We start from the raw sequence: 24,486 nt of genomic DNA, 5'->3' as shown, positions 1-24,486 counted from the left end.
TGCTGACACCTGCGTGTCAGCAACCTTCGTTCACGCCGCCTTCGCGACGCCGCCGCGGGCGACGTAGCCGTCGACCACCCCTTCCAACGCCACCAGCGGCATGGCGCCCGTGAGCAGGGTCGCGTCGTGGAACTGGCGGATGTCGAAGCGGTCGCCCAGCGCGGCCTTCGCCTTCTCGCGCAGTCGGAGCCAGGTGAGCTTGCCCACCATGTAGGAGCAGGCCTGGCCCGGCCAGACGCTGTAGCGCTCGATCTCGGTGGCCGTGCTGGAGCCCGGTTCGCCGTCGATCTCCGACATCACGGCGATGGCCCTCTCGCGGCTCCAGCGCTTGGCGTGCAGGCCGGTGTCGACCACCAGGCGGGCGGCGCGGAACAGGGCGCCTTGCAGATAGCCGATCTCGCCCAGCGGATTGTTCTCATAGACCCCCATCTCCTTGGCCAGCTGCTCGGCGTAGAGCGCCCAGCCCTCGCCGTAGGAGGAGTAGAAGCTGACGCGGCGGATCATCGGCAGATCCGCCTCCTGCTGCAGCGACAGCTGCAGGTGGTGGCCCGGGATCGCCTCGTGGTGGGTGAGGGTCGGCAGGGTCCAGCGCGGGACCTCGGCGCTGTCGCGCAGGTTGATCCAGTAGATGCCCGGCCGCGAGCCGTCGAGGCTGGGGGTGTTGTAGTAGCCGCCCGGGGCGCCGGCCTCGATGAACTTGGGCACCCGCTTGATCTCGACCGGGGCCTTGGGAAGCGCGTCGAAATATTGCGGCAGCCTCGCCTGCATGGCGCGGACCTGGGCGTTGAGATCCTCGATCAGCTGGACCTTGGCCGCATCGGTGTTGGCGTACCAGTAGCGCTTGTCCTTGTAGAGCGCGTGGATCCGCTGGCCGACCGTGCCCTTGGTCATGCCCTGGGCCTTGAGGATGACGTCGGCGCGGGCGGAGAGCTCACGGGCCTGGTCGAGGCCCATCTGGTGCACCTCCTCGGCGGTCATGTTGGTGGTGGTGCCGACCTTCAGCGAGAGGGCGTAGTAGGCCTCCCCATCGGGCAGGCGCCAGCAGCCGGCGTCATGCGCCGCCTTGGGCCGCAGCTCCTGCATCAGGGCGATCTGGCGGCCCAGCGCCGGCATGACCTTGTCGCTGAAGATCTTCGCCGCTGGCCCGGCGTAGTCGCCGGCGATCCCCTTCTCGTTCGCCCGGTCGGTCAACGAGGTGACCAGCGGGGATGTCGCGGGCGCGACCTGCAGCCCCTTCATCTGGGTCAGCGCGCGATCGACCGCGAAATCCGGCGGGACGACGCCCAGGCCGACATCGCGACGGGCCCTCTCGGTCTCCTGGTCCATCACCTCGGCGAAGGCTTCCAGGCGCGCCAGATAGGCGTCGCAGTCGGCCTTGGTGGCGATGGCGTGCTGCGTGGCCAGGAAGCTCGGCGTGCTCTGGTAGGAGCCTGTGAGCTGGCTCAGCACATAGGGCGCGCCAGCGCCCTGCTGGCCGTAGGGGAAGCGACGATCCGCCTCGGCGGTGGTCTCGGTCGCGAAGATCACCGCGTCGTAGTTGACCGCCGGCATGCCGGAGAGCTGGGTGCGGTCGATCGCCTTCAGCCGGCGCAGCTGGTCGGCGTTGAGCGCGCGATTACGCTCCAGCTGGGCCAGCGATGCGTCGTCGAGCCTGGACTTGGCGGCCGCACGTTCGCCGGTGTCGAGCCCCAGGGTCGTCACCAGCTGCGGACTGAGCTCCAGGGCTTCCTGGAAGAACTGGTCGAGCGTGGTCGAAAGCTGGGCGCCGGCGCTCGGCGGCGGGAGCGCCGGGGCCGCCGCAGCGACAGGGGCCGGCGCGGGCTTGGCGGTCGCGCAACCGACGAGGGCGAGCGATCCGCCCGTAAGCAGGAGGTTGCGGCGGCTCAGCACGGGCGAGGCTCCATGTTACACGATGTGACATAGGCCTTTACGTCCCGCCCTGCGCAGGCCGCAAGGCCTGTCGCCGCGCGCGGCCGTTAAATCGCGGTAATGCGGTCTTGGCGGCCTCAGGCCGGCTGCAGGCGGCGGCGGAACAGGGCCAGGACCCGCTCCCAGCACCGCTCGGAGGCGGCCTTGTGGTAGGTCGGCCGTCCCGGGAAGGCGAAGCCGTGGCTGGCGCCTTCGTGGATCTCCACCTCGGTCGTCGGCGCATAGGTCCTGGCCGCCTGGTCGAGGGCCTCGACCATCTCGATCGGCGACCAGCCGTCGTCCTCGGCGCAGGCGAAGTAGAATTCCGCGGTCGCCCGGCCGAGCATCAGATGCGGACTGTCGTCCCGATCGGTGACCAGCTTGACCCCGTAGATCGAGGCCGCCGCGCCGATCCGCTCCGGGCGCCGCGCGGCGAAGTTCACCGCATACTGGCCGCTCATGCAGTAGCCGATGCAGCCGGCGCGTCCTGGGCTCGCCGCCGGGTCGCGGTCGGCGTAGTCGAGCAGGGCCTCGGCGTCCTCCAGCACCTCGGCCACGGAGAGCTTGGTCATCCACTCGAGGACCTCGTCGCCCCCCTCCCCCGCCGAATCCGAAAGCGCCTCGGTCTCCGCCCGATAGTAGAGGTCGGGCAGCATCACATAGTAGCCGACGCTCGCCAGCCGGCGGACCATGTCGCGCAGCTCCTCGCGCACGCCGGTGGCGTCCATGAAAACAATCACCACCGGATGGGGGCCGTCGCGCTCAGGATGGGTGATGAAGGTCGGCGCCGCCCCGCCGCGCGTGGGGATCTCGACCGTCTGCTCGATCATCGTCACCTCCTCGCCGCCTGGCCCGCGGCCCGCCGTCAAAAGGGCCGCAACGAAGCGGCGGCGCTTTAGATGCCGCTCAGCGGTCGTGGCGCTCGAGAACATTGAGCCGCCGGACCGTGAGCTCGTCCACCACCAGGCGCTTCACCCGCACGCGGCCGACGGCCAGCCGACCGATCGCCAGGCTGCCGACGGCGACCGCCCCCAGCGCCAGGGCGCCGATCGCCGCCGCCCCGAGCGCGCCCGCGCCCCAGGCCGTGACGCCTCGGCGCGGCTTGACGACCACAGGCTGGCTCATGATCCTATCCCCTCTGGCGGGCCCCGTCTTGCCGAGCCTCGAGCTGGGCGCGGACCTCGGCGAGCACGCTCGCCCAGTCTCCGGCCTTCGGCTGGCGAAACTGACGGATCGAAGGATACCACGGCGTACCGGTCTCGCCGTGCGGCCAACGCCAGTCGCCGACCAAGGGCAGCAGCACCCAGCATTCCTTGCCCATGGCGCCGGCCAGGTGGGCGACGGCGGTGTCGACCGCGACGACCAGGTCGAGCCCGTCGATGAGGCGGGCGGTCGCCTCCATGTCCACCGCCCCCGTGTGCTCCGGCAGCAGGCTGCGCACGCCCGGCCAGGCGAGGATCTCGGCGACCAGGGCGTCGGGGAGCGAGCGGTTCTTGTCGTTGGCGTGGGTCGGATTACCCTTGCCGATGAAGCCGACGCCCGAGCCCCGGCCAGGATCGCCGGGCAGGTAGGGCGCGCCCGGCACGCCGTCGAAGCCGACACCGAGGCGTCCGGGCAGCGAGCCCGCCAACACCCAGGCGTCATGACGGGCGATGTCGACGCCGCCGGCCGCGGGGATCACCTTCGCCCCGAGCGGCTCGAACAGCCGCGCCAGGACCGGCGCGCAGAGCAGGGTGACCTCGATGCCGCGCGCCCGCAGCAGCGGAACGAAGCGGGCGAACATGATCTGGTCGCCCAATCCCTGTTCGGGCAGCACCAGCAGCGAGCGGATCGGCTCGCCGCCCCATTCCGGGAAGCTCAGCCTCTGGTTCCAATCCAGCCGCGCCCGACGGTCGTCATAATAGGGCCAGGCCTCGGCGTAGCGGCTCTGGCGCAGCAGGACGAAGGCCATGTGCCAACGCAGCACCGGATCCTCAGGCAGCCTTTCGAGGGTCTCGCGCAGCATGGTCTCGGCCTCGGCGAACCGCAGCTGATCCTGCAGCAGAACCGCCAGATTCGCCGCGCCGGCCGTCGAGGCCTTGACCCTCAGCAGGCCGCGATAGAGCTGCTCCGCCCGATCGGGCTCGCCGGCCGCGACGGCGGCGAGGCCCATGTTGACGATGTCCGCCTCGGTGAGCGGCTTGGGGTCGGCGGAGGTAGGCTCGGACACGGTGGGATTCGCCATGGAGATCTGAAGGCGACGATCTTTGGAACCGGGGCGAAGGGAAGACAAGGGTCGCGAAGCGAAGCGCTCTGGGCTTCAGGCCCCCTCCACCGCTTGAAAATGCCCGTCATCCCGGACGGCCGCAGGCCGATCCGGGACCCAGGGCCGCCGCACTGCAGAACCCCCTGGGTCCCGGCTCTCCGCTTCGCTCCGGCCGGGATGACGGCTCAGGTTGAGGGAGGGGGCGTTACGCCCTACGCGGCCTTTCCCAGTTCCTGCTTCACCCGCTCCGCGAGGGTCTTGATGTCGATCGGCTTGGGCAGGAAGGAGATGTTGGCCTCGCCCTCCAGCAGGTCCGAGAACTCGGACTCCGCATAGCCGGAGATGAACATCACCGGCGCCTCGCCGAGGTAGCGGCGCGCCGCCTTCAAGAGGTCCGGACCCTGCATGCCGGGCATGACCACGTCGGAGATCATCAGGTCGATCGTGCCGGCATGGGTCTCGGCGAGCTCCAGCGCCTCTTCGCCGCTGGCGGCCTCGATCACCTCGTAGCCGCGGGCGCGCAGCAGCTTGGCGGCGACGCCGCGCACGGCGTCCTCGTCCTCGACGAAGAGGATGCGCCCGGCGCCGGAGAGGTCGCGGGCGACCGTCCGCTTGGGCGCCGCCGGCTGCGGGGCGGCGGCGACGGCGGCCGACGGATGGTGGATCGGCAGGAAGATGCGGAAGGCGGTTCCTTCGCCGATCCTGCTGTCGAGCGCGATCCAGCCGTCCGCCTGTTTGACGATGCCGTAGACGGTGGCGAGGCCCAGCCCCGTCCCCTCGCCCACCGGCTTGGTGGTGAAGAAGGGCTCGAAAATCTTGTCGCGGATGTCCGGCGGGATGCCCGGGCCGTCGTCGGCCACCTCGATCAGCGCCTGCTCGCCCTGGGCCTCCGGATAGCCCATCTGGATCGCCTGCTCCTGGGTCAGGCGGGCGGTGCGGATGGTCACCTGGCCGCCGCCGTGGGCGCGCACCGCGTCGCGGGCGTTGACTGCCAGGTTCATCACCGCGGTCTCCAGCTGGCTGCGGTCGATGCGCACCTGCGGCAGGTTGCGGCCGTATTCGGTGGCCAGCTTGACGTCTTCATAAAGCACCCGGCGCAGCAGCACCTCGAACTCGCTGATCAGTTCGCCGAGGTCGAGGATCTCGCGCTGGACGGTCTGCTTGCGCGAGAAGGCCAGCAGCTTGCGCACCAGGTCGGCGGCGCGGGCCGAGGTCTGGCGGATCTCGTTCAGCCCCTCGTAGGAGGGATCGCCCACCGGGTGGCGCGAGGCCAGCACGTCGAGCTGCATGAAGATGGCGGTGAGCAGGTTGTTGAAGTCGTGGGCGACGCCGCCGGCGAGCTGGCCTATGGCCTGCATCTTCTGGCTCTGGGCGAGCTGCAGCTCGATCTGCTTCTGCTCGGAGACGTCGACCAGATAGGCGACCCAGCGGCCGTCGGTGCGGGCGAGGTAGAGGTGGGCGATGCGGGCCGGGTCATGGGCCAGGCGCACTTCCAGCGGGGCCGCGCCAGCGGTCCCGGCGGCCAGCCGCTGGGCGGCGTCGGCCCGGCTGGCGGGCTCGATCAGCTCGCCGAACGCCTGGCCGGGCTGGCCGCCGCCGGCGACGGCCTTCAGCGCCGGATTGGCTTCGACGATGATCGCGGCGAACGGATCCTCGCCGTCCAGCAGGGCGGCGCCGAACGGCGAGGCCGCGGCGAAGGCGTCGAGCACCTTCGGCGGCGGGGCGCCGGCCGACGAGAAGGCGGTGATCACCTCCAGCGCCGCCGCCGGCAGGGCGAGCGCGCCGGGCGCGTCGCCAGGCAGCCGGATGAAAAAGCGCCGGGTCCCGATCGGCGTCACCACCGCGTTGCGGTCCGCGCCGCCCAGCCGCAGGGTGGCGCGGCCGAGCTCGCCGCGGCGCGCAGGCGCCGAGGGCAGGCTGGCCGCGGGGGCGCCGGTCTTCGGCAGGCGCGGGGCCGGGCCGACGGTCTCGCGCCAGGCGCTGTTGGTCGCCAGCAGCCGGCCGTCGGCGGCGACCAGGGCTGCGGCCTCGTCCAGCGCCTCGAGCAGCCGCTCCGGCGCCAGGTCCGCGTCGGCCGCGGGCTCGGACGCGCCGCGCAGCACGAAGAGACCCAGGCAGGCGACCCCCGCCAGCCCCGCCAGCAACATCAGGGTCGCCAGCAGCACCGGACTCGAGTGCATCGCCACCCAGGCGGTGAAGCCCACGGCGAGCATGAAGAAGCCCACCGCCGCGCTGGTCAGCGCGTCAAGCTTGCGACGATCGCCCCTGGTGGACTTAGGCTCTGCCATCGTCCCGCCCGCGAAGTCCCCTTGCGAAAATCCGGATGCGCCGATCCGGCCTAGCGATTCGGTCATTCTATTGTCTCACAGCGGGCGCGCCGTCGCACGGCGGCGGCTCTGCCTCAGGATGAAGCCGATGATCTTGGCGACGGCTTCAAAGTGGGCTTGCGGAATTACGTCGTCGATTTCGACCGCGGCGTAGAGGGCGCGCGCGAGCGGCGGGTCCTCGATCACCGGCACGTTCGCTTCCTTCGCGACGTCGCGGATCTTCAGCGCGATGGCGTCCATGCCCTTGGCGACGCAGATCGGGGCGTCGTCCTCGCCCTGCACATACTTCAGCGCCACGGCGTAGTGGGTCGGGTTCATCACCACCAGCGTCGCCTTGGGCACGGCCTGCATCATCCGCCGGCGCGCGCGTTCGGCCCGGATCTGCTTCTGCTTGGCCTTCACGTGCGGGTCGCCTTCGGTGTTCTTGAACTCCTCCTTCAGCTCCTCCTTGCTCATCCGCATGCGCGCCATGAAGCGCTGCTTCTGGACGAACCAGTCGGCGCCGGTGATCACCAGCAGGAGGGCCATCACCGCGAACACCAGCCGCCGCAGGAGGTCGGCGAGGAAGGGCAGGATCGCCGCCGGATCGAGCGTCGCCAGACGCTCCATGTCCGTCAGGTGCGGCTTGACGATCCACCAGGCGAGCGCCGTGGTGATCGCCACCTTCAGCAGCGACTTGCCGAAGTGGATCAGGCCGTCGATCCCGAACAGCCGCTTCAGGCCCTGCATCGGCGAAAGCTTGGTGAAATCGAACTTCAGCTTGTCCGGCGTGAACATCAGCCCGGTCTGCAGCAGATGGCCCGCCGCGCCCGCGGCCGCGGCCGACAGCATCACCATCAGGATGATCGGCAGGGCGGCCTTGAGCGCGTGCTGCGCCACGTTCATGCCGCCGCCGCCGGCGATGGCGATGGAATCCGGATGGGCGATGAAGGGCAGCAGCTGGAGGGCGAGGTTGCGGCACAGCCAGCCGCCGCTGATCGCCAGCACCGCCACCACGGCCGCCAGCGAGGCGAGCTGGGGCAGTTCCGGCGTCTTGACGACGTCGCCCTTCTCGCGCGCCTGTTCGAGTTTCCGGGGTGTCGGCTCTTCTGTGCGCGATGCGCCTTCGTTTTCCTCGGCCATGGCGTTAGGCGAAGACCGAGAGGAGCTCGCGGTAGCGGTCGATGAACACCATGCCGATCACCCCCAGGGAGAGGGCGAAGATCGACAGGCTGCCGAGCACCAGCAGCGGCGAGGCGACGAAGAAGACCTGGAACTGCGGCATCACCCGTCCGATCAGGCCGGTGGCGATGTTGAAGATGAAGGAAAACACCATCACCGGCGCCGACAGCTGGATGCCGAGCGCGAACGACTTGCCCACGGTCTGGATCGCCAGCATGCCCGCGTCGCTCACCGGCACGTCGCGTCGGAAGGGGAAGATCGAATAGGAGCGCACGATCGCGCTGATGAACATGTGGTGCAGGTTGGTGCTCATGATCAGCACCAGGGCCAGCAGGCCGAGAAAGGTGCCCAGGGTGGTCGAGGGCGTCGCCTGGGTCGGGTTGGCGGTCTGGGCGAAGGACAGGGTGGTGGTGATCGAGACGACCTCCCCGGTCACCGTCAGCGCGTTCATGAAGAGCCGGATGATGGAGCCGATCATCAGTCCGATCAGCAGCTCCTTGATCACCCCGCCGGCGAGATCGCCCACCGAGCCCGGGACCAGCGGCGCGCTGGCGCCCAGCACCGGATAGAGGGCCAGCGTCATGACGAAGGCGATCGACAGCCGGATCCGCGCCGGGATGAAGCTCTCGCCGATGCCGGGGATCAGCATGACGATCGCCGCCAGCCGGGCGAAGATCAGGCCGCCCGAGAAGACCTGTTGGGCGGTGGCGTAGTGCTCCATCGGACGGGCCGCGCGGGCGCTACATCGATGCGATACGCGCGGCGATGTTGCGCATGAAGCCGCTCATCAGAGCGCCCATCAGCGGCAGGAACACCAGCAGCGACACGAACACCGCGACGATCTTCGGCGCGAACACCAGGGTCTGTTCCTGCACCTGGGTCAGCGCCTGGACGAGACCGATGCCGACGCCGACCACCAGGCCGACGATCAGCACGGGCGCCGACAGCTGGATGGTGAGCCAGATGGCGTCGCGCCCGACATCCAACACCTCGGCGCCGGTCATGGTGGTCGTCCCTTCTGAACCCAACGGAATCGCCGCGGCGACGAGGGCCCAAGGTCACGGCGGCATGGTTAACGATTGGCTACTTTTGTTAACGAGGCCGGCAGGAATTGCCGGGGCCGTGCGGCCCCCTCCACCGCTACGGGGTCCCCCTCCCTCTGTGGGGGGAGGAGATTCGAAGCCGAACCCGCCCTCTCCTCCCCCGTTGGGGGAGGGGGACCGCGGAGCGGTGGAGGGGGCTCGCCGCCCGCTCAGAGCCCGAGCTTGGCCGCCAGCGCCCGCGCGGCCGCCCCCGGCGCGACCTTGTCCACATCCCGATCGACGCTGAGGTTGGCCGCCCGCATCGCCTCGACCGGGATCCGCCCGATCAGCGGCTGGAGGGCGCGGCGAAGGCGGTCGTCGCCCGCGCGCCGCGGCGCGATCAACACCACCGCGTCATAGGGCGGGATGGCGCCCTTCGGGTCGCCGAGCACCGTCAGCCGGTCGGCGGCGATGCGGCCGTCGGAGGAGAAGGCGCTGATCACGTCGACGTCGCCGCCGGCGACCGCGCGATACATGAAGGTCGGCTGGTAGGACCGTTGCGACCTGAACCGCAGGCCGTAGGCGGCGGCCACGGACGTCCACTCCGGACGCGAGAGGAACTCGAGATCCGCGCCGAGGGTCAGCGACGGCGCCTCTCGCGCAAGGTCGGCGAGGGTGGCGACGCCCAGGGCCTGGGCGCGGTCCCGGCGCATGGCCAGCGCATAGGCGTTCTCGAAGCCCAGCGAGCCCAGCACCACGACGCCGTCGCGGCGCTGCATCTCCGCGGTCAGCTGCCGCAGCACCTCGGCTCGGCCGGGATTGTCGGCGCGGCCCAAGACATTGGTCCACAGCGTGCCGGAGTAGTCGACGTAGGCGTCCAGCTCGCCGGCGGCCAGCGCCCGGTAGGCCACCGCCGAGCCCAGCCCCTGCTTCAGCTGCACCGCCGCCCCGGTCCGCTGCAGCCGCTCGCCAATCAGTTCGGCCAGGATGTACTGCTCCGAGAAGTTCTTCGCGCCCACCACATAGGCCGGCCGGGCGCCGGCGCCGATCAGCGGCGAGACCGCCAGGATGATCCCCAGGGCAAGGCCCAGGCCGCCGGCGATCAGGCGCACGCGGCTGCGCAGCCGCACGCCGGCCTCCACCAGCCCCAGCAGCTGGTCGGCGGCCAGGGCCAGGACGGCGGCGGCGGCGCAGCCGGTCAGCACGTCCACCCAGTTCTCGGTCTGCAGGCCCGAGAAAATGTAGTTGCCGAGGCTGGTCTGGCCGACCGGGGTGGAGAGGGTCGCCGCCCCGATGGTCCAGACCGCGGCGGTGCGCACGCCGGCCATGATCACCGGCGCGGCCAGCGGCAGCTCGACCTGCCACAGCCTCTGGCCCGGCGTCATGCCGACCCCGTCGGCGGCGGCCTGCACCGCGGGATCGACGCCGAGGATGCCGGCGGTCGCATTGCGCAGGATCGGCAGCATCGAATAGAGGGCCAGCGCCAGCAGCGCCGGCAGGAAGCCCAGGGCCGAGAATCCATGGCCGAACAGCCCCTTGGACAGGGCCGAGAGCGCCAGCAGCAGCGGATAGAAGAGCGCCAGCAGCGCCAGGCTGGGGATCGTCTGCACAAGGCTGGAGATCGCCAGCAGCGGCCAGCGCAGGCGCGGGCTGCGGCTGGCGGCGACCGCCAGCGGCAGGCTGGCCGCCAGCCCCAGCGCCAGCGCCGACGCCGAGAGCGCCACATGCCAGGCCAGATAGTTGGGGAGCAGCGCCAGGGCCGCGTCGAGACGCGGGCTCAAGGGCGCGCTCCGGGCGGATCTCCGGCCAGCCGCGCGCTCAGCCGTTCAGCCTGCCGCTTGGGCGCCTCGAGCAGGGCCCGGACCTGCGGGTCGGAGGTCTGCGCCAGCAAGGCGGCAGGCGCCCCGTCGCCGACGATCCGCCCCTGGTTCAGCACCACGAGGCGGTCGGCCAGCAGCACCGCCTCGGCCATGTCGTGGGTCACCATGACCGTGGTCAGGCCCAGCCGGTCGTGCAAGGCGCGATAGTCGGTCCCCAGCGTCTCCCGGGTCAGGGGATCCAGCGCGCCGAACGGCTCGTCCATCAGCACCATGGCGGGCTCGGCGGCCAGCGCCCGGGCGACGCCGACCCGCTGGCGCTGGCCCCCGGAAAGCTCCGCCGGCATGCGCCCGGCGAGGGCCGACGGCAGGTCCACCAGGCCGAGCAGGGTCTCGACCCGGGCGGCGATCCGCGCCGCCGCCCAGCCCAGCAGCTTCGGCGTGACCGCGATGTTCTGGGCGACGGTCAGGTGCGGGAACAGGCCGACCTCCTGGAAGACATAGCCGATGCGGCGGCGCAGCAGGTGCGGCGCGGGCGCCCGGGCGTCGCCGCCGTCGATGCGGATGGCGCCGGCGTCCGGCTCGATCAGCCGGTTGATGGTCTTCAGAAGGGTGGTCTTGCCGGATCCGGAGGGACCGACCAGGGCCAGGAACTCGCCCGGCGTGACGCTCAGGGAGACCCCGTCGAGAGCCAGCTGGCCGCCATAGCGCTTCGCCACCCCGTCGAGCTCAATCATCGCGCCGCGCATGCCGCACGCTAACATGTCGCGCGCGGAAGTCAGGCCGACGGGTGCGACATCGCGGCGAAGTGGCCGCGCGTCCAGGGCGGCGCTAGGCTCCACTGTGGAGCTTCGAGTCGGGCGCCCGCCCGCGGGCGTTTGAACAGTCGGGGAGATTTGAAGATGTGGCGTAGGACCCTGCTGCCGGTCGCCGTGATCACCGCGCTTGCGCTGGCGACCGCCGCCGCGGCCCAGGAGACCGCCGCCCCGGCGACCTCAGCTCCGCCGGCCTATTCCGACAGCCGGATGCAGGACTTCGCCCGGGCGACCGTGGAGCTGCAGGCTCTGGGCGACCAGGACCCGGCCGCCATGACCCGGGCCATCGAAGGCGCGGGCATGAACGTCGAGGACTACAACAGCATGGGCGACGCCATGCGCGCCGACCCCGCGCTCGCCGCCAGCCTCTACCCCTATCTGGACACCGCCAACCTCGAGCGCACAGCGCGGGTGACCCGCCTGGCCACCCAGGGCCTCGACCGCCGCTGGAGCCCGCCGAAGCGCAAGGTGGCCGCGACCAAGACGTCTCGCCGGTCGCACGCCAAGGCCCGCAGCCACAAGCGCAAGGCCGCGGCGAGCCGCCAGCACGCCACGAAACGCAAAGGCCACGCCGCCGCGTCCAAGCCGGCGGCGCGCCATCGCCAGCGGAAGGGCTGACCCGGGGTCTCACTTGCCGAGGAGCGATCCGCAGCGGCGGAGCTCAACGCGAGAGGCTTTAAGACCATTTGATAGTTCGCGGCGGGCCTCGGTCGGCCACGCTCTCCTTGCGGCGTCCGGCCCGCAGCGAGCGTGTCATGCTCTTAGGTCTGATTGTCTCCTGGTCCCTCGTGGGCGCGCTCGCAGGGGCGCTGGTGGGGCTGATCGCCCAGAGCAAGGGGCGCGGCTCCGGCGGCTGGGGGATCTGCGGCTTCGTGATATTCCCGACCGCTCCGGCCGACGATCGCGCCGCCCAGCCGCCGGGCCCCGCGGAGGTCCAGCAGGCCCTGCTGGCGCGCGCGCCGCCGCCCCGGGCGGCGCTGATCCAGGAGATCAGGTTCGACCGCTATCCCTCCGCCGACCGATCGTCGGGCAGCTCGCTCGACATGAAGTGCTGACGGGTCGCAGCGACGCCGCGCGCGTCGTCAGATCGGCATGCGCATGATTTCCTGGTAGGCGCTGATCACCTGGTCGCGCACCGCCATCACCGTCTCCAGGCTGGTCTCGGCGGCGGAGATGGCGGTGACCACGTCGACCAGCTCGGCCTTGCCCTGGACCTGGGCGGCCATCTGCGTCTCGGCATGGCGGGAGGCCTGGACCGCGTCGGTCATCGCCGCCTTCACCAGGTCGCCGAAGCCGCCCACGCCGGTGGCCCCGGCCCCCAAGGCGGAGGCGTTCTGCATGTTGGCGTAGGCCTTGGCCGCCGAAAGCGCAGTGATCATCGCCTAAGCCTCTATTTCTTCAGCAGGTCGAGGGTGCGCGAGTCCATCGCCCGCGCCGTCTCGATGACGTTGAGGTTGGCCTCGTAGGCGCGCTGCGCCTCCTTCATGTCGAGCGCCTCGATCAGCGGATCGACGTTGGGCTCTTTCACATAGCCCTTGGCGTCGGCGCCCGGGTTGCCCGGCTCGTAGGTGGTCTTGAACTCGGTCGGGTCCGGCTGCACCCGCGACATGTGGACGCCGGTCGCGCCGGCCACCTTGGTCGGCTGAAAGATCGGCACCTGACGGCGGTAGGGATCGCCGCCGGGGCTGCGCGAGGTGGAGTTCGAGTTGGCCAGGTTCTCGGCGATGATTCGCATGCGCGCCTGCTGGGCGCGCATGGCGGAGGCGGCGATCGCCTGGGTCACCCCGCTCGAAGACTTGATGTCGGCCATTCAGCGACTCCTAACGTCAAGGACCTGGGGCTAGCGGCCCGGCGCCCGGGTGGCCATGCGCAGAATACCAAGCGATTTCTGATAGAAGCTGATCGCCGCGTCGTAGTTCATGCGCGACTCGCTCATCTTCATCATCTGCTCCTCGAGGACGACGCCGTTGCCGTTGAGTCGGGTCTCGGAGTCCGGCGCGGTGATCTGCTGGAAGGCCGCCGAACCGCCGGCCGAACCGTGCTGCAGCGGGATGTGGCCCGGCTGGGTCACCGCCGCGGCGGAGCTCGCGCCCGACCTTTCCTGAACGTGGAAGCTGAACGGTTTCAGATCCTTGGGCCGGAAGTTCGCGGTGTCCGAGTTGGCGACGTTCTGGGCGATCAGCTGCTGACGCTCAGAGAGGTAGCCCAGGCGTCCGCGCAGCATGGCGAACAAGGGAATCTGCGAGAGGTCCATGGCGAACATGGTGAATAAACAGGGTTAATCAGGACTTAATCGACTCAGACGACCGTGCGAATGAAGGTCCTCCGCCACACGCAGAAGCGCTTATGATTCTTGCAGATTTCGCCCGCGCCTTCTTCGCGCTCGCGTTAACCCTGGGCCTTCTGGGCCTCTGCGCCGTGGCCCTTCGGCGCTTCGGGCCCGACGTGCTCGCCCGCTTCGCCGCGCCGCGCAAGGAACGCCGGCTGACGGTCGTCGAGACCCTTGTGCTCGACCCCTCGCGGCGGCTGGTCCTGGTCTCCTGCGACGGACGCGAACGGCTGCTGCTGCTCGGCGAGGGCCGGCTGCTCGACGCCCCTGCGGCCAAGGCCCCTTCAGCCAAGGATTGGGGCTGATGCGCGGGCTTCTGAAAGCGGTCCGCGGCCTGCCGGCCGAAGACTGGCGCCGCGCCGCCGGCCTGACGGCGCTGGTCACCCTCGCCAGCCTGATCTTCCCCGCCGCGGCCCTGGCTCAGGCGGTGAACATCAACCTGGGGACGGGCGCGGGCCTGACCGACCGGGTGGTCCAGCTGATCGGGCTGATGACGGTGCTGTCGCTGGCGCCCTCGATCGTCATCATGACCACCTCCTTCGTCCGCATCGTGGTCGTGCTCAGCCTGCTGCGCACCGCGCTCGGCCTGCAGCAGAGCCCGCCCAATTCGGTGATCATCTCGCTGTCGCTGTTCCTGACGGCCATCGTCATGGGCCCGACCCTGGACCAGTCCTACCAGCAGGGGATCAAGCCGCTGCTGAACCACACCATGGAGCTGCCCCAGGCCTTCGACGCCGCCGGCGCGCCGGTGAAGCGGTTCATGCTCTCCCAGGTGAACGCCGACGACCTGGCCCTCTTCGTCCGCCTGTCGAAGGTCCCCCGCCCGGCCACGGCGGTCGACACCCCGCTGCGCATCGTCACCCCGGCCTTCATGATCTCGGAACTGAAGCGCGCCTTCGAGATCGGCTTCCTGCTGTTCGTCCCCTTCCTGGTGATCGACCTGGTCGTCGCCAGCGTGCTGATGAGCATGGGGATGATGATGCTGCCGCCGGTGACCGTGTCGCTGCCGTTCAAGCTGATCTTCTTCGTCCTGGTGGACGGCTGGCGGCTGGTCTGCGGCAGCCTGGTGGAGAGCTTCCACCCGAGGTGAGAGCTTTGACCGAGAACATATGGGAAACTAATATCCGCTCATCCCGGCGAACGCCGGGACCCAAGCTGATCGGATCCAGTGCGCGCTGCAGATGGCTTTCTACGCTTACATCCTGGCCAGCGCGCCGTATGGCACGCTCTACACGGGGAGCACCGACGATCTAAGCCGACGGCTCTACGAGCACAGAGAGAAAATCAGACCCGGTTTCACGGCCAAGTACGACGTGACACGACTGGTCTGGTACGAGCCTTACGAGACGCGCGAAGGCGCGTTTCGCCGGGAGCGGCGGATCAAGGAATGGCGGCGGCGGTGGAAGGTCGAGCTCATCGAGAGCGTGAACCCAACCTGGACGGATCTGTACGACGAGATCATGAGCCCGCTCGGGTTTCGGTAGGTGTCTGATTCTGCTTGGGTCCCGGCTTTCGCCGGGATGAGCGGATAAAAATCAGGCGCGCGGGGTCGTTTGGCCCGCCTCGGCCTGTTTCGCCGGGGCGGCGGCGGGCTTGCCGACGGGTGGCGGGGCGGTCTTGAAGCGGGTCTTCATCTTGGCGACCCAGCCGGCGAAGGTTTCGTTGTCGGCGCTCACCCGGCCGAAGTCGGCGACGCCGAGGCGCCCCGTGGGTTCGCCGGAAAGCGCGATGCGCAGCGCCTCGGGATTGTGCGCCTGGTCGTAGAAGCCCTGGTAGCGCCCCTGCAGGCGGGCGAGCGAGCCCAGGTCGCCGGCCAGGCTGTAGGCGACGCCGGCGCGCAGCAGCTTGCCTTCCTCGTCGCTGGACAAGGGCCCAGGGGCCTTGAAGCGCTCGCCCAGCGCCTTCTCGAACAGCGGGCCGGCGGCGGCCCAGTTCTTCTGCTTCCAGGTGATCTCGCCGCGCAGGTCCTGGGCGTCCTTCGACATGTCCTTGTAGAGAATTTCCAGCGCCGCGTCGTAGCGGCCGAGCGCGGTCCAGGCGCGCGCCTCGACCACCCGGCGCTCGGCGGTCAGGGCTGCGGGCAGCACGGTGGTGCGGGACTCGTTGATCGCCACCAGCGCCTGCTCGGGCTTGCGGTCCATCAGATAGATCAGCGCCAGGTCGGTGGCGACCTGGGCGCGCGGCACCCCGTCCAGCCGGTTGTCCGCCTGGTATTTCAGGAGCTCGGCGGCCTGCGGCAGGAGGTCGACGTCGACCAGCCGACGGACCAGCTTGCGCACCATCAGGTCGCCGTCGGCGCCCAGCGGGGTCAGGTCCTTGAAGTCGTAGAACAGCGCCAGCGCCTGGATCGGCTCCAGGCCGTCGGCCATGCCGTCAAGGAACAGCGCCCGGAAACCGCGGGCGAGATCCGCCTGCAGCGCCTGCGCCTCGGGCAGGTCCGGCATCCGCACGCGGGCCGAGCGCAACGCCTCCAGCGCCTCGCGATAGCGGCCCTGGGCCAGGTAGAGCTGCCCCAGCGCCCGGGTGGCTTCGAGCTCGGTCGCGTCGCCGCGCCAGCGGTAGCGCAGGTTGTCGTAGACCACGCCCGCCTGCACGGCGGTGATCGTGCCGTTCTCCTGCCGGATCTGGGTGGCGCGCAGCAGCGCCGGCGCCGAGAGCGACTCCAGCGGGGCGCCGGAGATGGCGAGATAGATCCTGAGCGCCCGGTCTTTGTGGCCCTGGAGCTCGATGATCCGGGCCTGGACCAGGCGGGTGGCCAGCTGCTCGAGCGGATCGACCTTCTCCATCAGGGCGAGGTTGACCCGCGCCTCGGCCCCGCCGAGGTCGCCCAGCCGCAGGGCGGCCTCGGCGTCGGCCCGGGCGAAGCGCGCCCGCCAGGCCGGGGTGAAGAGGGCGTAGGCCTCGCCGCCCTTGGCGAACTGGGCGCGCGCCTCGGTCCACTGCGCCTGTTTGGCGGCGATCAGAGCCCGCCACAAGGCGCTCGACGGATCGTCCGCCAGGGCCGGGGCGGAGAAGTCGGCGTCGGCCTCCTTGTAGCGCCGCGCGATCACCCGCGCGACGCCGCGCAGGCCGCGGAACTCTGCGGTCTCCAGCAGCTCCGGATGCGTGCGCGCGGTGTCGTTGAGGACGCCGATCGCCTCGAAGGCCAGTTCCGAGCCCACCAGGAAGCGCGCCAGCGCCATGCGGGCGGTCACCGGGCCGTCGCGCTCGCGGTTGCCCGACTCGATGGTGGCGGCGTCCAGCAGGCCGTTGTAGCGGGCGAGGAAGCCGCCCTCGCCGGTCTTCGGCCAGTTGTCGTAGTCGATCAGCGCCGGCATCGCCGCGGGCTGGGGGACGCCCAGGCTGTTCTGCGCGCGGCGCTGCACGGCCCAGGCGGGCGAGAGGGTCAGGCCGGCGGGGCGGCCGAAGCGCACGATGTCGCCCTCGCGCTGGATGGCGAGGTCGTCGACGTGGGGCTGGACGGCCAGGCCCTGGACCGAGGCCAGGAAGGCCATCTGGATGTAGTCGCGCCGCGAGGCCAGCCCCTTGGCCGGGCCGAGCGCGGTGACCACCGTCAGGGTGTCGCCCGCCTCCGGATCGGGCATGCGGATGATCCGCGTCGCGCCGGAAACCGGGGCCTTCAGCGCCGCGGGACCGCTGTCGGGGTCGCGCTGCAGACGCACGATGGCGGGCTGGCTCTGCTGGCCCGGGCCCAGGGCGATCGTCCACGTCGCCCCTTCCGAGACGGCGAACAGCGGCACGTCGTGCGCCGCGTCTATCCGCACCGCCGAATAGTCCGTGCCGCGGTAGGCCTGCACCGCGCGGAACTGGGTGACGCCGTGGGGCGCCTTTGAGATGTCGAGGGTGGCGGCGGCGTCGAACACCACCCAGACCGCATCGCCGCGGCGGAACACCGCCGCGCCCGCCGGATTCGCCCAGGCGAAGCTCAGCAGCACCTGGCCGTTGATGACGTTGGACGTCATCCGCACGACGCCGCCGGCCGGGATCGGATTGGGCCGGGGCGGCTCAGGCTCGGCCGGACCGGTCACCACCTCGGCGGTCTGCACCGGCGGCGGTTCGGGCTTGGGGAAGACGTTGATGAAGGTCGCCCCGTCGGCGACCCCCACCTTGGCGTCGGCGTCGTCGGTCAGGGTGAGCGTCAGCTCGAGCCGGCCGCCGACATGGCGCTTCTCGGCGGTCTTGATCCACTTCGGCGGCGCGGTGCGCAGACGGGCGATGTCCGGGTCGGCGTCGCGGCCGAAGCGGAAGGTCAGGGTCTGGCCGTCGCGCCGGGTCTGGGCCTGGCCGCCGGCGCCGCGCCAGCGGAGCTCGACCCGCGAGAAGGTCTCCGCCTGGGCCACATGGACTTCGAGCGGACCCGCCCGGGCGGGATCGGCGGCGGCCTTCGGACTGGCCAGGCCTGCCGGCGCGACGAGACCTGCGATGCAGACCGCCGCAACGCCGGAGCGGAGGGTCTGGCGCAGGTTCACGGCGTCAGCCGGCCTTGGGCGCCGCGGGCGCGGTCGGCGCGGCCTTGGCGGAGGGCGCGTCGGCCTTCTGGGCCTGCTTGCCGGGCGCCTTGCCCTGGGCCGGTTTGGCGGCCTTGCCGCTCGACTCGACGGGGTCCGGCGTCAGGGGCGCCGGGGTCGCCACCTGGTTGGCGGCCTGGGTCGCCGTCGCCGCGGCGTTGGCCGCCATGCTCCGCGCGTCGGTGAACCGCTTGGCGAGGCTTTCGGTCAGCTTCTTGGCCTCGGCCGGCGGCATCAGGGCGAGGATGCCCGAGAGCGAACGCTCCTTCATCTTGGCCGCGATCGGCAGGCGCACAGCGTCGTCCAGCAGCACCATCCGCGGCGCGGCGTCCTTCGGCTTCATGCCCTCGAACACCTTGACCAGACGGTCGACCTCGGCGGCCTCCTTCTGGTCGGTCTGGGTGAGCAGGCCCTGGATCTCCGACTTCAGCCCGGTCAGCGCCTTGACCTTGGCGTCCAGCTTGGCCTCGGCCGCCGCCATCAGGGCGAGCTGGGTGTTGAGGTCGTTCTCGCGCTGGTCCAGCTGGCCGCGGCGCGCGCCCAGGCTCTGCAGCACCTGCAGTTCGGCGGGCGAGAGGCCGGCTTCCTTGGCGAGCTCGGCGGCGGTGGGGGCGCAGACCGGCGGGGGCTTGGCGGCGGACGTCAGCGACGGCATGCCGCTGGCGCCGGCGTCGGTCGCATTGCCCGTGGCGGCGGCCTCCTTGCCAGCCTTGTCCGGTTTCGCGGCGCCTTCGGCATAGGCCTTGGCGCCGGAGATCAGGTCCGGCAGCTCGCGCGCGCCGGACAGGGCGTTGATGGCGAGCACGCCGCCGGCGGCGACGCCGATCAGCGGCAGGATGCGCGGAATGGGCTTCATCGGCGGGCTCCACGCGGCGTGGGTTCAAGCGGATCCTCGAAGAGGTCGTCCTCGAACGCCGGCTTCGGACGGGCGATCGGCTCGCGCCGCACCAGCCGCTCGGGACGGGCGCGGGCCTCGCGGGCGGAGGCCAGCAAGGCGCCCAGCCGGCGCTCCTGGGCCTGCTCGTCGTTCTCGGCCGGCTGGCGACGCGCCGCGGCGGGCGCCTCCAGGGTGATTTTCTCGAGCTTGGCGGCGAGCGCCCGGCCCTTCTCGATCCGGTCGCCCAGCACGTCGACGGCCTCGTCCGTGGCGGCGCGCAGGTCCGCCAGCCCCTGTTCGGCGCGGGCGGCGGCCATGTTGAGCTCGCGGACGGCGACGGCGAAGCCCTCATGGCTGTCGCGCAGCGCCTTGAGCCGGCGGTTCAGCCGCCAGCCCATGACCAGGGCGGCCCCCAGCAGCACCGCCAGGAAGACGTTCATCGCGAGGCCGATGAAGCTCATGGGAACCTCTGCAGGGCTTGGCGGGCGTTGGGCGCCAGCGGCGCCTCGACGCGCACGGCGATATGGGCGTTGCGGCGGCCCATCCGGCCGCGGGTGAGCGGAATCGCGCCGGCCTTCAGCTCGATCAGGCTGTCGGGCGTGGCGTTGAGCATCATGGTGTCCCCGACCTTCAGGTTCAGGACCTCCCTGAGGGGAAGCAGCTGCTCGTCGAGCACCGCGCGGACCTCGACGTTCGTGGTCCAGAGCTCGGTCGCAAGGTGGCCTTCCCAGATGTTGTCGCGCCCGAACTTCTCGCCCATGAACTGCTGCAGCAGCATCTTGCGGATCGGCTCGAGCGTCGCGTACGGCAGAAGGAGCTCGATTCTGCCGCCGCGGTCTTCCATGTCGATGCGCAGCTTGACGAGGATGGCGGCGTTGGCCGGCCGCACGATCGCGGCGAATCGCGGGTTGGTCTCCAGCCGGTCGAGGGTGAAGGTCACCGGCGTCAGCGGCTCGAACGCCTCCTTCGCGTCGTTCAGCACCACCTCGACCATCCGCTGCACCAGCATCCGCTCGATGGTGGTGTAGGGCCGGCCTTCGATGCGCATCGCCGCGGTGCCGCGGCGCCCGCCCAGCAGCACGTCGACGATCGAGTAGATCAGGTTCGAATCGACCGTCATCAGGCCGAAGTTGTTCAGCTGCTCGGCGCGGAACACCGACAGGATGGCCGGCAGCGGGATCGAGTTCAGATAGTCGCCGAAACGGATCGAGGAGATGTTGTCGAGGCTGACCTCGACGTTGTCGGAGGTGAAGTTGCGCAAGCTGGTCGTCATCAGCCGCACTAGGCGGTCGAAGACGATCTCGAGCATCGGCAGGCGCTCGTAGGAGACGAGCGCAGAATTGATGATCGCGCGGATGCCGGTCCGCTCTTCGGCCTCGTCATCGGAGAAGTCGAAGCCCAGCAGGCTGTCGATTTCGTCCTGGTTGAGGATCCGCTCGGCCGCCATGCCGTCGCCGGACGCCGCCGGCGCGGCTGCAGGAGCGGCCCCGCCGCCCGCCGCCCAGTCGTCCTTGTCTTCGTTGTCGTCAGCCATGCGCGGAACGCCGAACCAGCCTTGCGGCTAGTTGATCAGCATCTCCTCGATCAGGACCGCATTGGCCTTCGACGGCGCGATGACCATGTTCACCCGGCGCAGGATCTCCATGCGCAGCTGGTAGGAGCCCTGGCTGCCGGAGAGGTCCTCGGGCCGAAGCTCGCGCAGGAAGGTCTGGAACATGTCCTGGAGCCTGGGCATGTTCGGCTCCAGCTCGTCCACCGCCTCCTGGTCGGGCATCTCCAGGGTGAGCTTGAGCTTCAGGAAGGTCGGCCGCCCATCGGCGGTCTGCATGTTCACGACGATGTCGGGCAGGGTGTAGAAGAGAACCCCGTCAGGGCCTTCGCGCACCTGGGCCGCGCCCTTCTCGCCCTCCTTGCCCTTCTTCTCTTCCTTGCCGCCCTTTTCCTTCTTCTTTTTCTCGTGGCCTTTTTCGCCGTGCGCGTCGGGTTTCGGCTTGAGCATCAGGAAGGCCGCCGTCCCGCCGCCGCCCAGAACCAGGACGGCCGCGGCGGCGATTATGATGATCAGCTTCAGCGGCGGCTTCTTCTTGCCGCCGCCTTCGCCGTCTTCCGCCCCCGCCTCATCGGCCGGCGCTTCCTTGACCTTGGCCTCGGCCACGCGCGCATTCCTTAGAAACCTGTCTCCGTCTCATTCACGCCGCTTTGGTTAAGAACCGGTTTTTAACCGACCTTAACGCGCGGTCAGACCTGCCCGGCAGAATTCGCCGGGGGGCGCCCGTTAACTATTTTAGTTGCTGGATTTCCTTAGCTTTTCGCTCTGGCCCGATGCTTGCAGCGAGACCTGCGCAAAGTGTCGCGGCTGAGGCCTGGGATTAATGGACAACGCCCTCTACGTCGGATTGTCGCGCCAGATGGTGCTGCGCCGCCAACTGGACATCGTGGCGAACAACATCGCCAACACCGACACGACCGGCTTCAAGGTCGAGTCGCTGATGCAGAAGACCAACCCCGCCGAGCCGGCCATGACCCTGCAAGGTCCGCGGCCGGTGAAGTTCGTCGGCGAAGACGGGGTGCTGCGCGACTTCGGCCAGGGCGCGCTGCGCCGGACCGACGCGCCGCTCGACCTGGGCATCGAGGGCCAGGGCTTCTTCCAGGTGAACTCGCCGGACGGCCCCCGCTTCACCCGCGACGGCCGCTTCCGGATGGACGACACCGGCAAGGTGGTCACCGAGGGCGGCCTGCCGGTCTCGGATGACGGCGGCGGCGAGATCACGCTCGATCCCGCCGAGGGCCAGGTCACCGTCTCGGCGGACGGCACGGTCACCCAGGGCACGACGCGGGTCGGCAAGCTGGGCCTGGTCAAGTTCGCGACCATGGGGACGCTCGAGAAGACCGGCGACAACCTCTACCGCGACACCTCCAACCAGCAGCCCACGCCCGCCGTGGACGCCCGCATCCGCCAGGGCATGCTGGAAGGCTCGAACGTCCAGCCGATCCTGGAAATCACCCAGATGATCGAGGTCAGCCGGGCCTACGAGCAGATGGCCAAGATCATGGATTCCAACGCCGAGCTCTCGAAGAGCGCTGTCCAACGCATGGGCCGGATCCAGTAGGAGAACTGAACGATGCAAGCGCTCCGCACCGCGGCGACCGGCATGGCCGCCCAGCAGCTGAACGTCGAGGTCATCTCGAACAACATCGCCAACATGAACACGGTGGGCTTCAAGAAGCAGCGCGCCGAGTTCCAGGACCTGCTCTACCAGACCCTCGAACAGGCCGGGGCCCAGTCCTCCGACCAGGGCACCATCGTGCCGACGGGGGTCCAGGTGGGCGCAGGCGTCAAGGCGGGCTCGGTCTACCGCATCTCCACCCAGGGCTCGATGACCGCGACGGCGAACAGCCTGGATCTGGCGATCGACGGGCGCGGCTACTTCCAGGTGCTGCTGCCGAGCGGCGAGACCGGCTACACCCGCGCCGGCAACTTCTCGGTCAACGACCAGGGCCAGGTCGTCACCCAGGACGGCTATCAGGTCCAGCCGGCGATCACCATTCCCGCCGACGCCCTGCAGATCACCATCTCCAAGAGCGGCCAGGTGCAGGTGACCCAGCCCGGCACGCCCACCCCCAATGTGGTCGGCACGCTCGAGCTGTCGACCTTCGTCAACGAGGGCGGCCTGTCGGCCCAGGGCAGCAACCTGTTCAAGGAAACCGCCGCCTCCGGCGCGCCGACCAACAGCACCCCTGGCGTCGACGGCGTGGGCGAGCTGCTGCAGGGCTACACCGAAGCCTCGAACGTCGATGCGGTGACCGAGATCACCTCCCTGATCGTCGCCCAGCGCGCCTACGAGATGAACTCCAAGGTTATCTCCACGGCGGACAACATGCTGGGCGTCGCCAACCAGATCAAATCCTGATGAAGGCCGCAGCCCTCCTCGCCGTCCTCGCCGCCGCGGGCGCGCTGGCCTCCCCGGCCTTCGCCGGGATCGCGGTCAGCCTGAAGGCGGACACCGTCAGCGCCGACGCCGTGGTGACCCTGGGCGACCTGTTCGACGGCGCAGGCGCCGCGGCCCGAACGCCCGTGGCCGGCCGCACCGGCGCCGTCGTGGCGCTGAACGCCCGCGCGGTGCAGCTCGCCGCCGCCCGCGCCGGGCTCGACTGGGCCAACGCCGAGGGCCTGAAGACGATCGTGGTGTCCGGCGCCCCGAGCGGCGCACGCGCCATGGGCCCGGGCGTTGCGGCGCCCCGCGGCAATGTCGAGGTGCTGACCTACGCCCGCAACCTGCAGACCGGCGAGATCGTCCAGCCGCAGGATCTGATCTGGGGCAAGGCCGCCGCCTCGCCGGCCGATGCGCCGTCCGACGCCGATGCGGCGATCGGCCTAGCGGCCAAGCGTCCCCTGCGCGTCGGCGCGGCGGTCTCCGCCCGCGACCTGGGCGCGGCCCAGGTGGTCAAGGCCGGCGAGACCATCACCGTCACCTTCGCCTCGGAAGGCATCTCGCTCTCGCTGGAAGGCAAGGCGATGGGCGCCGCGGGCGTCGGCGAGACGATCAACGTGCAGAACACCGGCTCGAAGAAGATCATCCAGGCCGTGGTGACCGGTCCCGGCCAGGCCGTCGTCGGCCCCGCCGCGGCCAGCCTGAAGGCCGCCGGCCCCAGCCGTTACGCGCTCCGCTAAGGAACCCGTCGCATGTCCCAATCCCAATCCCAGTCCCAGCCCATGGCCATGTCCCTGCGCTCCATCCTCGCCGCCCTCGCGGTCCTGGCCCCGCTCGGCGCCTGCAGCACCGTCTCCGAGGCCGTCCGCGGCCCCGAGCTCGCGCCGGTCGGCTACCCCGCCGCCCTCGTCCCGCGCGAGCAGGCCATCCTGGTCCCGCGCGAGGCGGGCTCGGCCAGCGCCAACTCGCTGTGGCGCGTCGGCGCCCGGGCCTTCTTCGCCGACCAGCGGGCCTCCCACGTCGGCGACATCGTGACGGTGATGATCGACATCGACGACCAGGCGAAGACCACCAATTCGACCGCCTCCAGCCGCGACTCCAGCATGGACGGCAGCATCTCACACATGTTCGGCCTGGAATCGACGCTGGGCCGGATCCTGCCCGGCGGCTACGACCCGACGAACGCGATCGGCACCAGCACCAAGACCTCCAACACCGGGGCCGGCTCGGTGAACCGCCAGGAAAAGATCAGCCTGACCATCGCCGCCGTGGTGAGCGCGGTCCTGCCGAACGGCAACCTGATGATCCAAGGCACCCAGGAGGTGCGCACCAACACCGAGCTGCGCCAGCTGACCGTCGCCGGCATCGTCCGGCCGGAGGACATCTCCTCGGCCAACACCATCAAGCACACCCAGATCGCCGAAGCCCGCATCAGCTACGGCGGCCGCGGCGACATCAGCCGGGTGCAGAAGACCCCGGCCGGCCAGGCGCTGATCGAGCGCTTCTCGCCGTTCTGAGACCGGCGCGGGGCGGCCGGCGTCGGCC

The 24,486-nt window shown here is 70.3% G+C and carries 27 protein-coding genes; 9 read left to right on the top strand and 18 right to left on the bottom strand.

Going from position 1 to position 24,486, the window contains the following annotated elements; genetic code table 11:
- Positions 1–30 precede the first annotated feature (30 nt).
- The 10 genes from ACSQ2B_RS22350 to ACSQ2B_RS22305 all read right to left on the bottom strand — a co-directional run bounded on the left by ACSQ2B_RS22350 (position 31) and on the right by ACSQ2B_RS22305 (position 11,217).
- The gene (locus ACSQ2B_RS22350) at positions 31–1,890 is read right to left on the bottom strand and encodes a DUF885 domain-containing protein (protein ID WP_436053401.1); all 1,860 of its coding nucleotides are present in this window, start codon (positions 1,888–1,890) and stop codon (positions 31–33) included.
- Positions 1,891–2,006: 116 nt separating this feature from the next.
- A complete protein-coding gene (locus tag ACSQ2B_RS22345; protein WP_436053399.1) occupies positions 2,007–2,738 on the bottom strand; it encodes a dienelactone hydrolase family protein in 732 nt (243 codons plus the stop codon).
- A 76-nt stretch (positions 2,739–2,814) separates the two neighbouring features.
- Positions 2,815–3,033, bottom strand: coding sequence for a hypothetical protein (locus ACSQ2B_RS22340; RefSeq protein ID WP_436053398.1), 219 nt, complete (start codon positions 3,031–3,033; stop codon positions 2,815–2,817).
- Positions 3,034–3,037: 4 nt separating this feature from the next.
- Positions 3,038–4,117 carry a glycosyltransferase family 9 protein gene (locus ACSQ2B_RS22335; RefSeq protein ID WP_436053396.1) on the bottom strand — a complete coding sequence of 360 codons (1,080 nt, stop codon included), beginning with the start codon at positions 4,115–4,117 and terminating at the stop codon, positions 3,038–3,040.
- A 248-nt stretch (positions 4,118–4,365) separates the two neighbouring features.
- The gene (gene cckA / locus ACSQ2B_RS22330) at positions 4,366–6,441 is read right to left on the bottom strand and encodes a cell cycle histidine kinase CckA (protein WP_436053394.1); all 2,076 of its coding nucleotides are present in this window, start codon (positions 6,439–6,441) and stop codon (positions 4,366–4,368) included.
- A gap of 75 nt (positions 6,442–6,516) precedes the next feature.
- Positions 6,517–7,602: a flagellar biosynthesis protein FlhB gene (gene flhB / locus ACSQ2B_RS22325; RefSeq protein WP_436053392.1), complete on the bottom strand. Its 1,086-nt coding sequence runs from the start codon at positions 7,600–7,602 to the stop codon at positions 6,517–6,519.
- Positions 7,603–7,606: 4 nt separating this feature from the next.
- Positions 7,607–8,362, bottom strand: coding sequence for a flagellar biosynthetic protein FliR (gene fliR, locus ACSQ2B_RS22320; protein WP_436053390.1), 756 nt, complete (start codon positions 8,360–8,362; stop codon positions 7,607–7,609).
- Positions 8,363–8,381: 19 nt separating this feature from the next.
- Entirely contained in the window at positions 8,382–8,645 is a 264-nt protein-coding gene (fliQ, locus tag ACSQ2B_RS22315; RefSeq protein ID WP_436053388.1) for a flagellar biosynthesis protein FliQ, read from the bottom strand.
- A gap of 248 nt (positions 8,646–8,893) precedes the next feature.
- Positions 8,894–10,444, bottom strand: coding sequence for an ABC transporter permease/substrate-binding protein (locus ACSQ2B_RS22310; RefSeq protein ID WP_436053387.1), 1,551 nt, complete (start codon positions 10,442–10,444; stop codon positions 8,894–8,896).
- Positions 10,441–11,217: an ATP-binding cassette domain-containing protein gene (locus tag ACSQ2B_RS22305; protein ID WP_436053385.1), complete on the bottom strand. Its 777-nt coding sequence runs from the start codon at positions 11,215–11,217 to the stop codon at positions 10,441–10,443. The genes ACSQ2B_RS22310 and ACSQ2B_RS22305 overlap by 4 nt, the downstream gene beginning before the upstream one ends.
- Positions 11,218–11,382: 165 nt before the next feature.
- Here ACSQ2B_RS22305 and ACSQ2B_RS22300 point away from each other — a divergent pair, with 165 nt between their 5' ends.
- The gene (locus ACSQ2B_RS22300) at positions 11,383–11,913 is read left to right on the top strand and encodes a DUF4168 domain-containing protein (protein ID WP_436053384.1); all 531 of its coding nucleotides are present in this window, start codon (positions 11,383–11,385) and stop codon (positions 11,911–11,913) included.
- A 137-nt stretch (positions 11,914–12,050) separates the two neighbouring features.
- A complete protein-coding gene (locus tag ACSQ2B_RS22295) occupies positions 12,051–12,350 on the top strand; it encodes a hypothetical protein (RefSeq protein WP_436053382.1) in 300 nt (99 codons plus the stop codon).
- A gap of 27 nt (positions 12,351–12,377) precedes the next feature.
- Here ACSQ2B_RS22295 and fliE read toward each other — a convergent pair whose 3' ends face one another.
- Genes fliE through flgB form a run of 3 tightly spaced genes read right to left on the bottom strand, consistent with a single transcriptional unit; the run spans position 12,378 to position 13,549 of the window.
- Positions 12,378–12,674, bottom strand: a complete 297-nt coding sequence (gene fliE, locus ACSQ2B_RS22290; RefSeq protein WP_436053380.1) for a flagellar hook-basal body complex protein FliE — start codon at positions 12,672–12,674, stop codon at positions 12,378–12,380.
- An 11-nt stretch (positions 12,675–12,685) separates the two neighbouring features.
- A complete protein-coding gene (gene flgC / locus ACSQ2B_RS22285) occupies positions 12,686–13,105 on the bottom strand; it encodes a flagellar basal body rod protein FlgC (protein ID WP_436053378.1) in 420 nt (139 codons plus the stop codon).
- 30 nt (positions 13,106–13,135) lie between these two features.
- Positions 13,136–13,549: a flagellar basal body rod protein FlgB gene (gene flgB / locus ACSQ2B_RS22280; RefSeq protein ID WP_436053753.1), complete on the bottom strand. Its 414-nt coding sequence runs from the start codon at positions 13,547–13,549 to the stop codon at positions 13,136–13,138.
- A 92-nt stretch (positions 13,550–13,641) separates the two neighbouring features.
- Here flgB and ACSQ2B_RS22275 point away from each other — a divergent pair, with 92 nt between their 5' ends.
- The 3 genes from ACSQ2B_RS22275 (at position 13,642) to ACSQ2B_RS22265 (ending at position 15,108) form a co-directional block, all read left to right on the top strand.
- Positions 13,642–13,929 (top strand): flagellar biosynthetic protein FliO, encoded by a 288-nt coding sequence (locus tag ACSQ2B_RS22275; protein ID WP_436053376.1) that lies wholly within the window; start codon positions 13,642–13,644, stop codon positions 13,927–13,929.
- Positions 13,926–14,714 (top strand): flagellar type III secretion system pore protein FliP, encoded by a 789-nt coding sequence (gene fliP / locus ACSQ2B_RS22270; RefSeq protein ID WP_436053751.1) that lies wholly within the window; start codon positions 13,926–13,928, stop codon positions 14,712–14,714. Before ACSQ2B_RS22275 ends, fliP begins: the two co-directional genes overlap by 4 nt.
- A 91-nt stretch (positions 14,715–14,805) precedes the next feature.
- Positions 14,806–15,108, top strand: coding sequence for a GIY-YIG nuclease family protein (locus ACSQ2B_RS22265; protein WP_436053374.1), 303 nt, complete (start codon positions 14,806–14,808; stop codon positions 15,106–15,108).
- A gap of 51 nt (positions 15,109–15,159) precedes the next feature.
- Here ACSQ2B_RS22265 and ACSQ2B_RS22260 read toward each other — a convergent pair whose 3' ends face one another.
- Genes ACSQ2B_RS22260 through ACSQ2B_RS22240 form a run of 5 tightly spaced genes read right to left on the bottom strand, consistent with a single transcriptional unit; the run spans position 15,160 to position 21,164 of the window.
- Entirely contained in the window at positions 15,160–18,093 is a 2,934-nt protein-coding gene (locus ACSQ2B_RS22260) for a tetratricopeptide repeat protein (RefSeq protein ID WP_436053372.1), read from the bottom strand.
- A 4-nt stretch (positions 18,094–18,097) separates the two neighbouring features.
- Entirely contained in the window at positions 18,098–18,988 is an 891-nt protein-coding gene (locus ACSQ2B_RS22255) for a MotE family protein (RefSeq protein WP_436053370.1), read from the bottom strand.
- The gene (locus ACSQ2B_RS22250) at positions 18,985–19,470 is read right to left on the bottom strand and encodes a DUF6468 domain-containing protein (protein ID WP_436053368.1); all 486 of its coding nucleotides are present in this window, start codon (positions 19,468–19,470) and stop codon (positions 18,985–18,987) included. Before ACSQ2B_RS22250 ends, ACSQ2B_RS22255 begins: the two co-directional genes overlap by 4 nt.
- Positions 19,467–20,543 carry a flagellar motor switch protein FliM gene (gene fliM, locus ACSQ2B_RS22245; RefSeq protein WP_436053366.1) on the bottom strand — a complete coding sequence of 359 codons (1,077 nt, stop codon included), beginning with the start codon at positions 20,541–20,543 and terminating at the stop codon, positions 19,467–19,469. The genes ACSQ2B_RS22250 and fliM overlap by 4 nt, the downstream gene beginning before the upstream one ends.
- Positions 20,544–20,570: 27 nt before the next feature.
- Complete coding sequence (locus ACSQ2B_RS22240; RefSeq protein WP_436053364.1) at positions 20,571–21,164, bottom strand: flagellar basal body-associated FliL family protein; 594 nt, start codon at positions 21,162–21,164, stop codon at positions 20,571–20,573.
- Between the two features lie 217 nt (positions 21,165–21,381).
- Here ACSQ2B_RS22240 and flgF point away from each other — a divergent pair, with 217 nt between their 5' ends.
- The 4 genes from flgF to flgH are packed head-to-tail and all read left to right on the top strand — an operon-like array spanning position 21,382 to position 24,458.
- Positions 21,382–22,119: a flagellar basal-body rod protein FlgF gene (flgF, locus tag ACSQ2B_RS22235; RefSeq protein ID WP_436053362.1), complete on the top strand. Its 738-nt coding sequence runs from the start codon at positions 21,382–21,384 to the stop codon at positions 22,117–22,119.
- A 12-nt stretch (positions 22,120–22,131) separates the two neighbouring features.
- The gene (gene flgG / locus ACSQ2B_RS22230) at positions 22,132–22,920 is read left to right on the top strand and encodes a flagellar basal-body rod protein FlgG (RefSeq protein ID WP_436053360.1); all 789 of its coding nucleotides are present in this window, start codon (positions 22,132–22,134) and stop codon (positions 22,918–22,920) included.
- Entirely contained in the window at positions 22,920–23,681 is a 762-nt protein-coding gene (gene flgA, locus ACSQ2B_RS22225) for a flagellar basal body P-ring formation chaperone FlgA (protein ID WP_436053358.1), read from the top strand. Before flgG ends, flgA begins: the two co-directional genes overlap by 1 nt.
- A gap of 48 nt (positions 23,682–23,729) precedes the next feature.
- Complete coding sequence (gene flgH, locus ACSQ2B_RS22220; protein ID WP_436053749.1) at positions 23,730–24,458, top strand: flagellar basal body L-ring protein FlgH; 729 nt, start codon at positions 23,730–23,732, stop codon at positions 24,456–24,458.
- The last annotated feature ends 28 nt before the right edge of the window (positions 24,459–24,486 follow it).

The organism is Phenylobacterium sp. LjRoot225 (assembly GCF_964252855.1).
Taxonomy (GTDB): Bacteria; Pseudomonadota; Alphaproteobacteria; order Caulobacterales; family Caulobacteraceae; genus Phenylobacterium.
The sequence above is the reverse complement of the archived record's forward strand: the minus strand, read 5'-3'. Positions and strand labels throughout refer to the sequence as shown.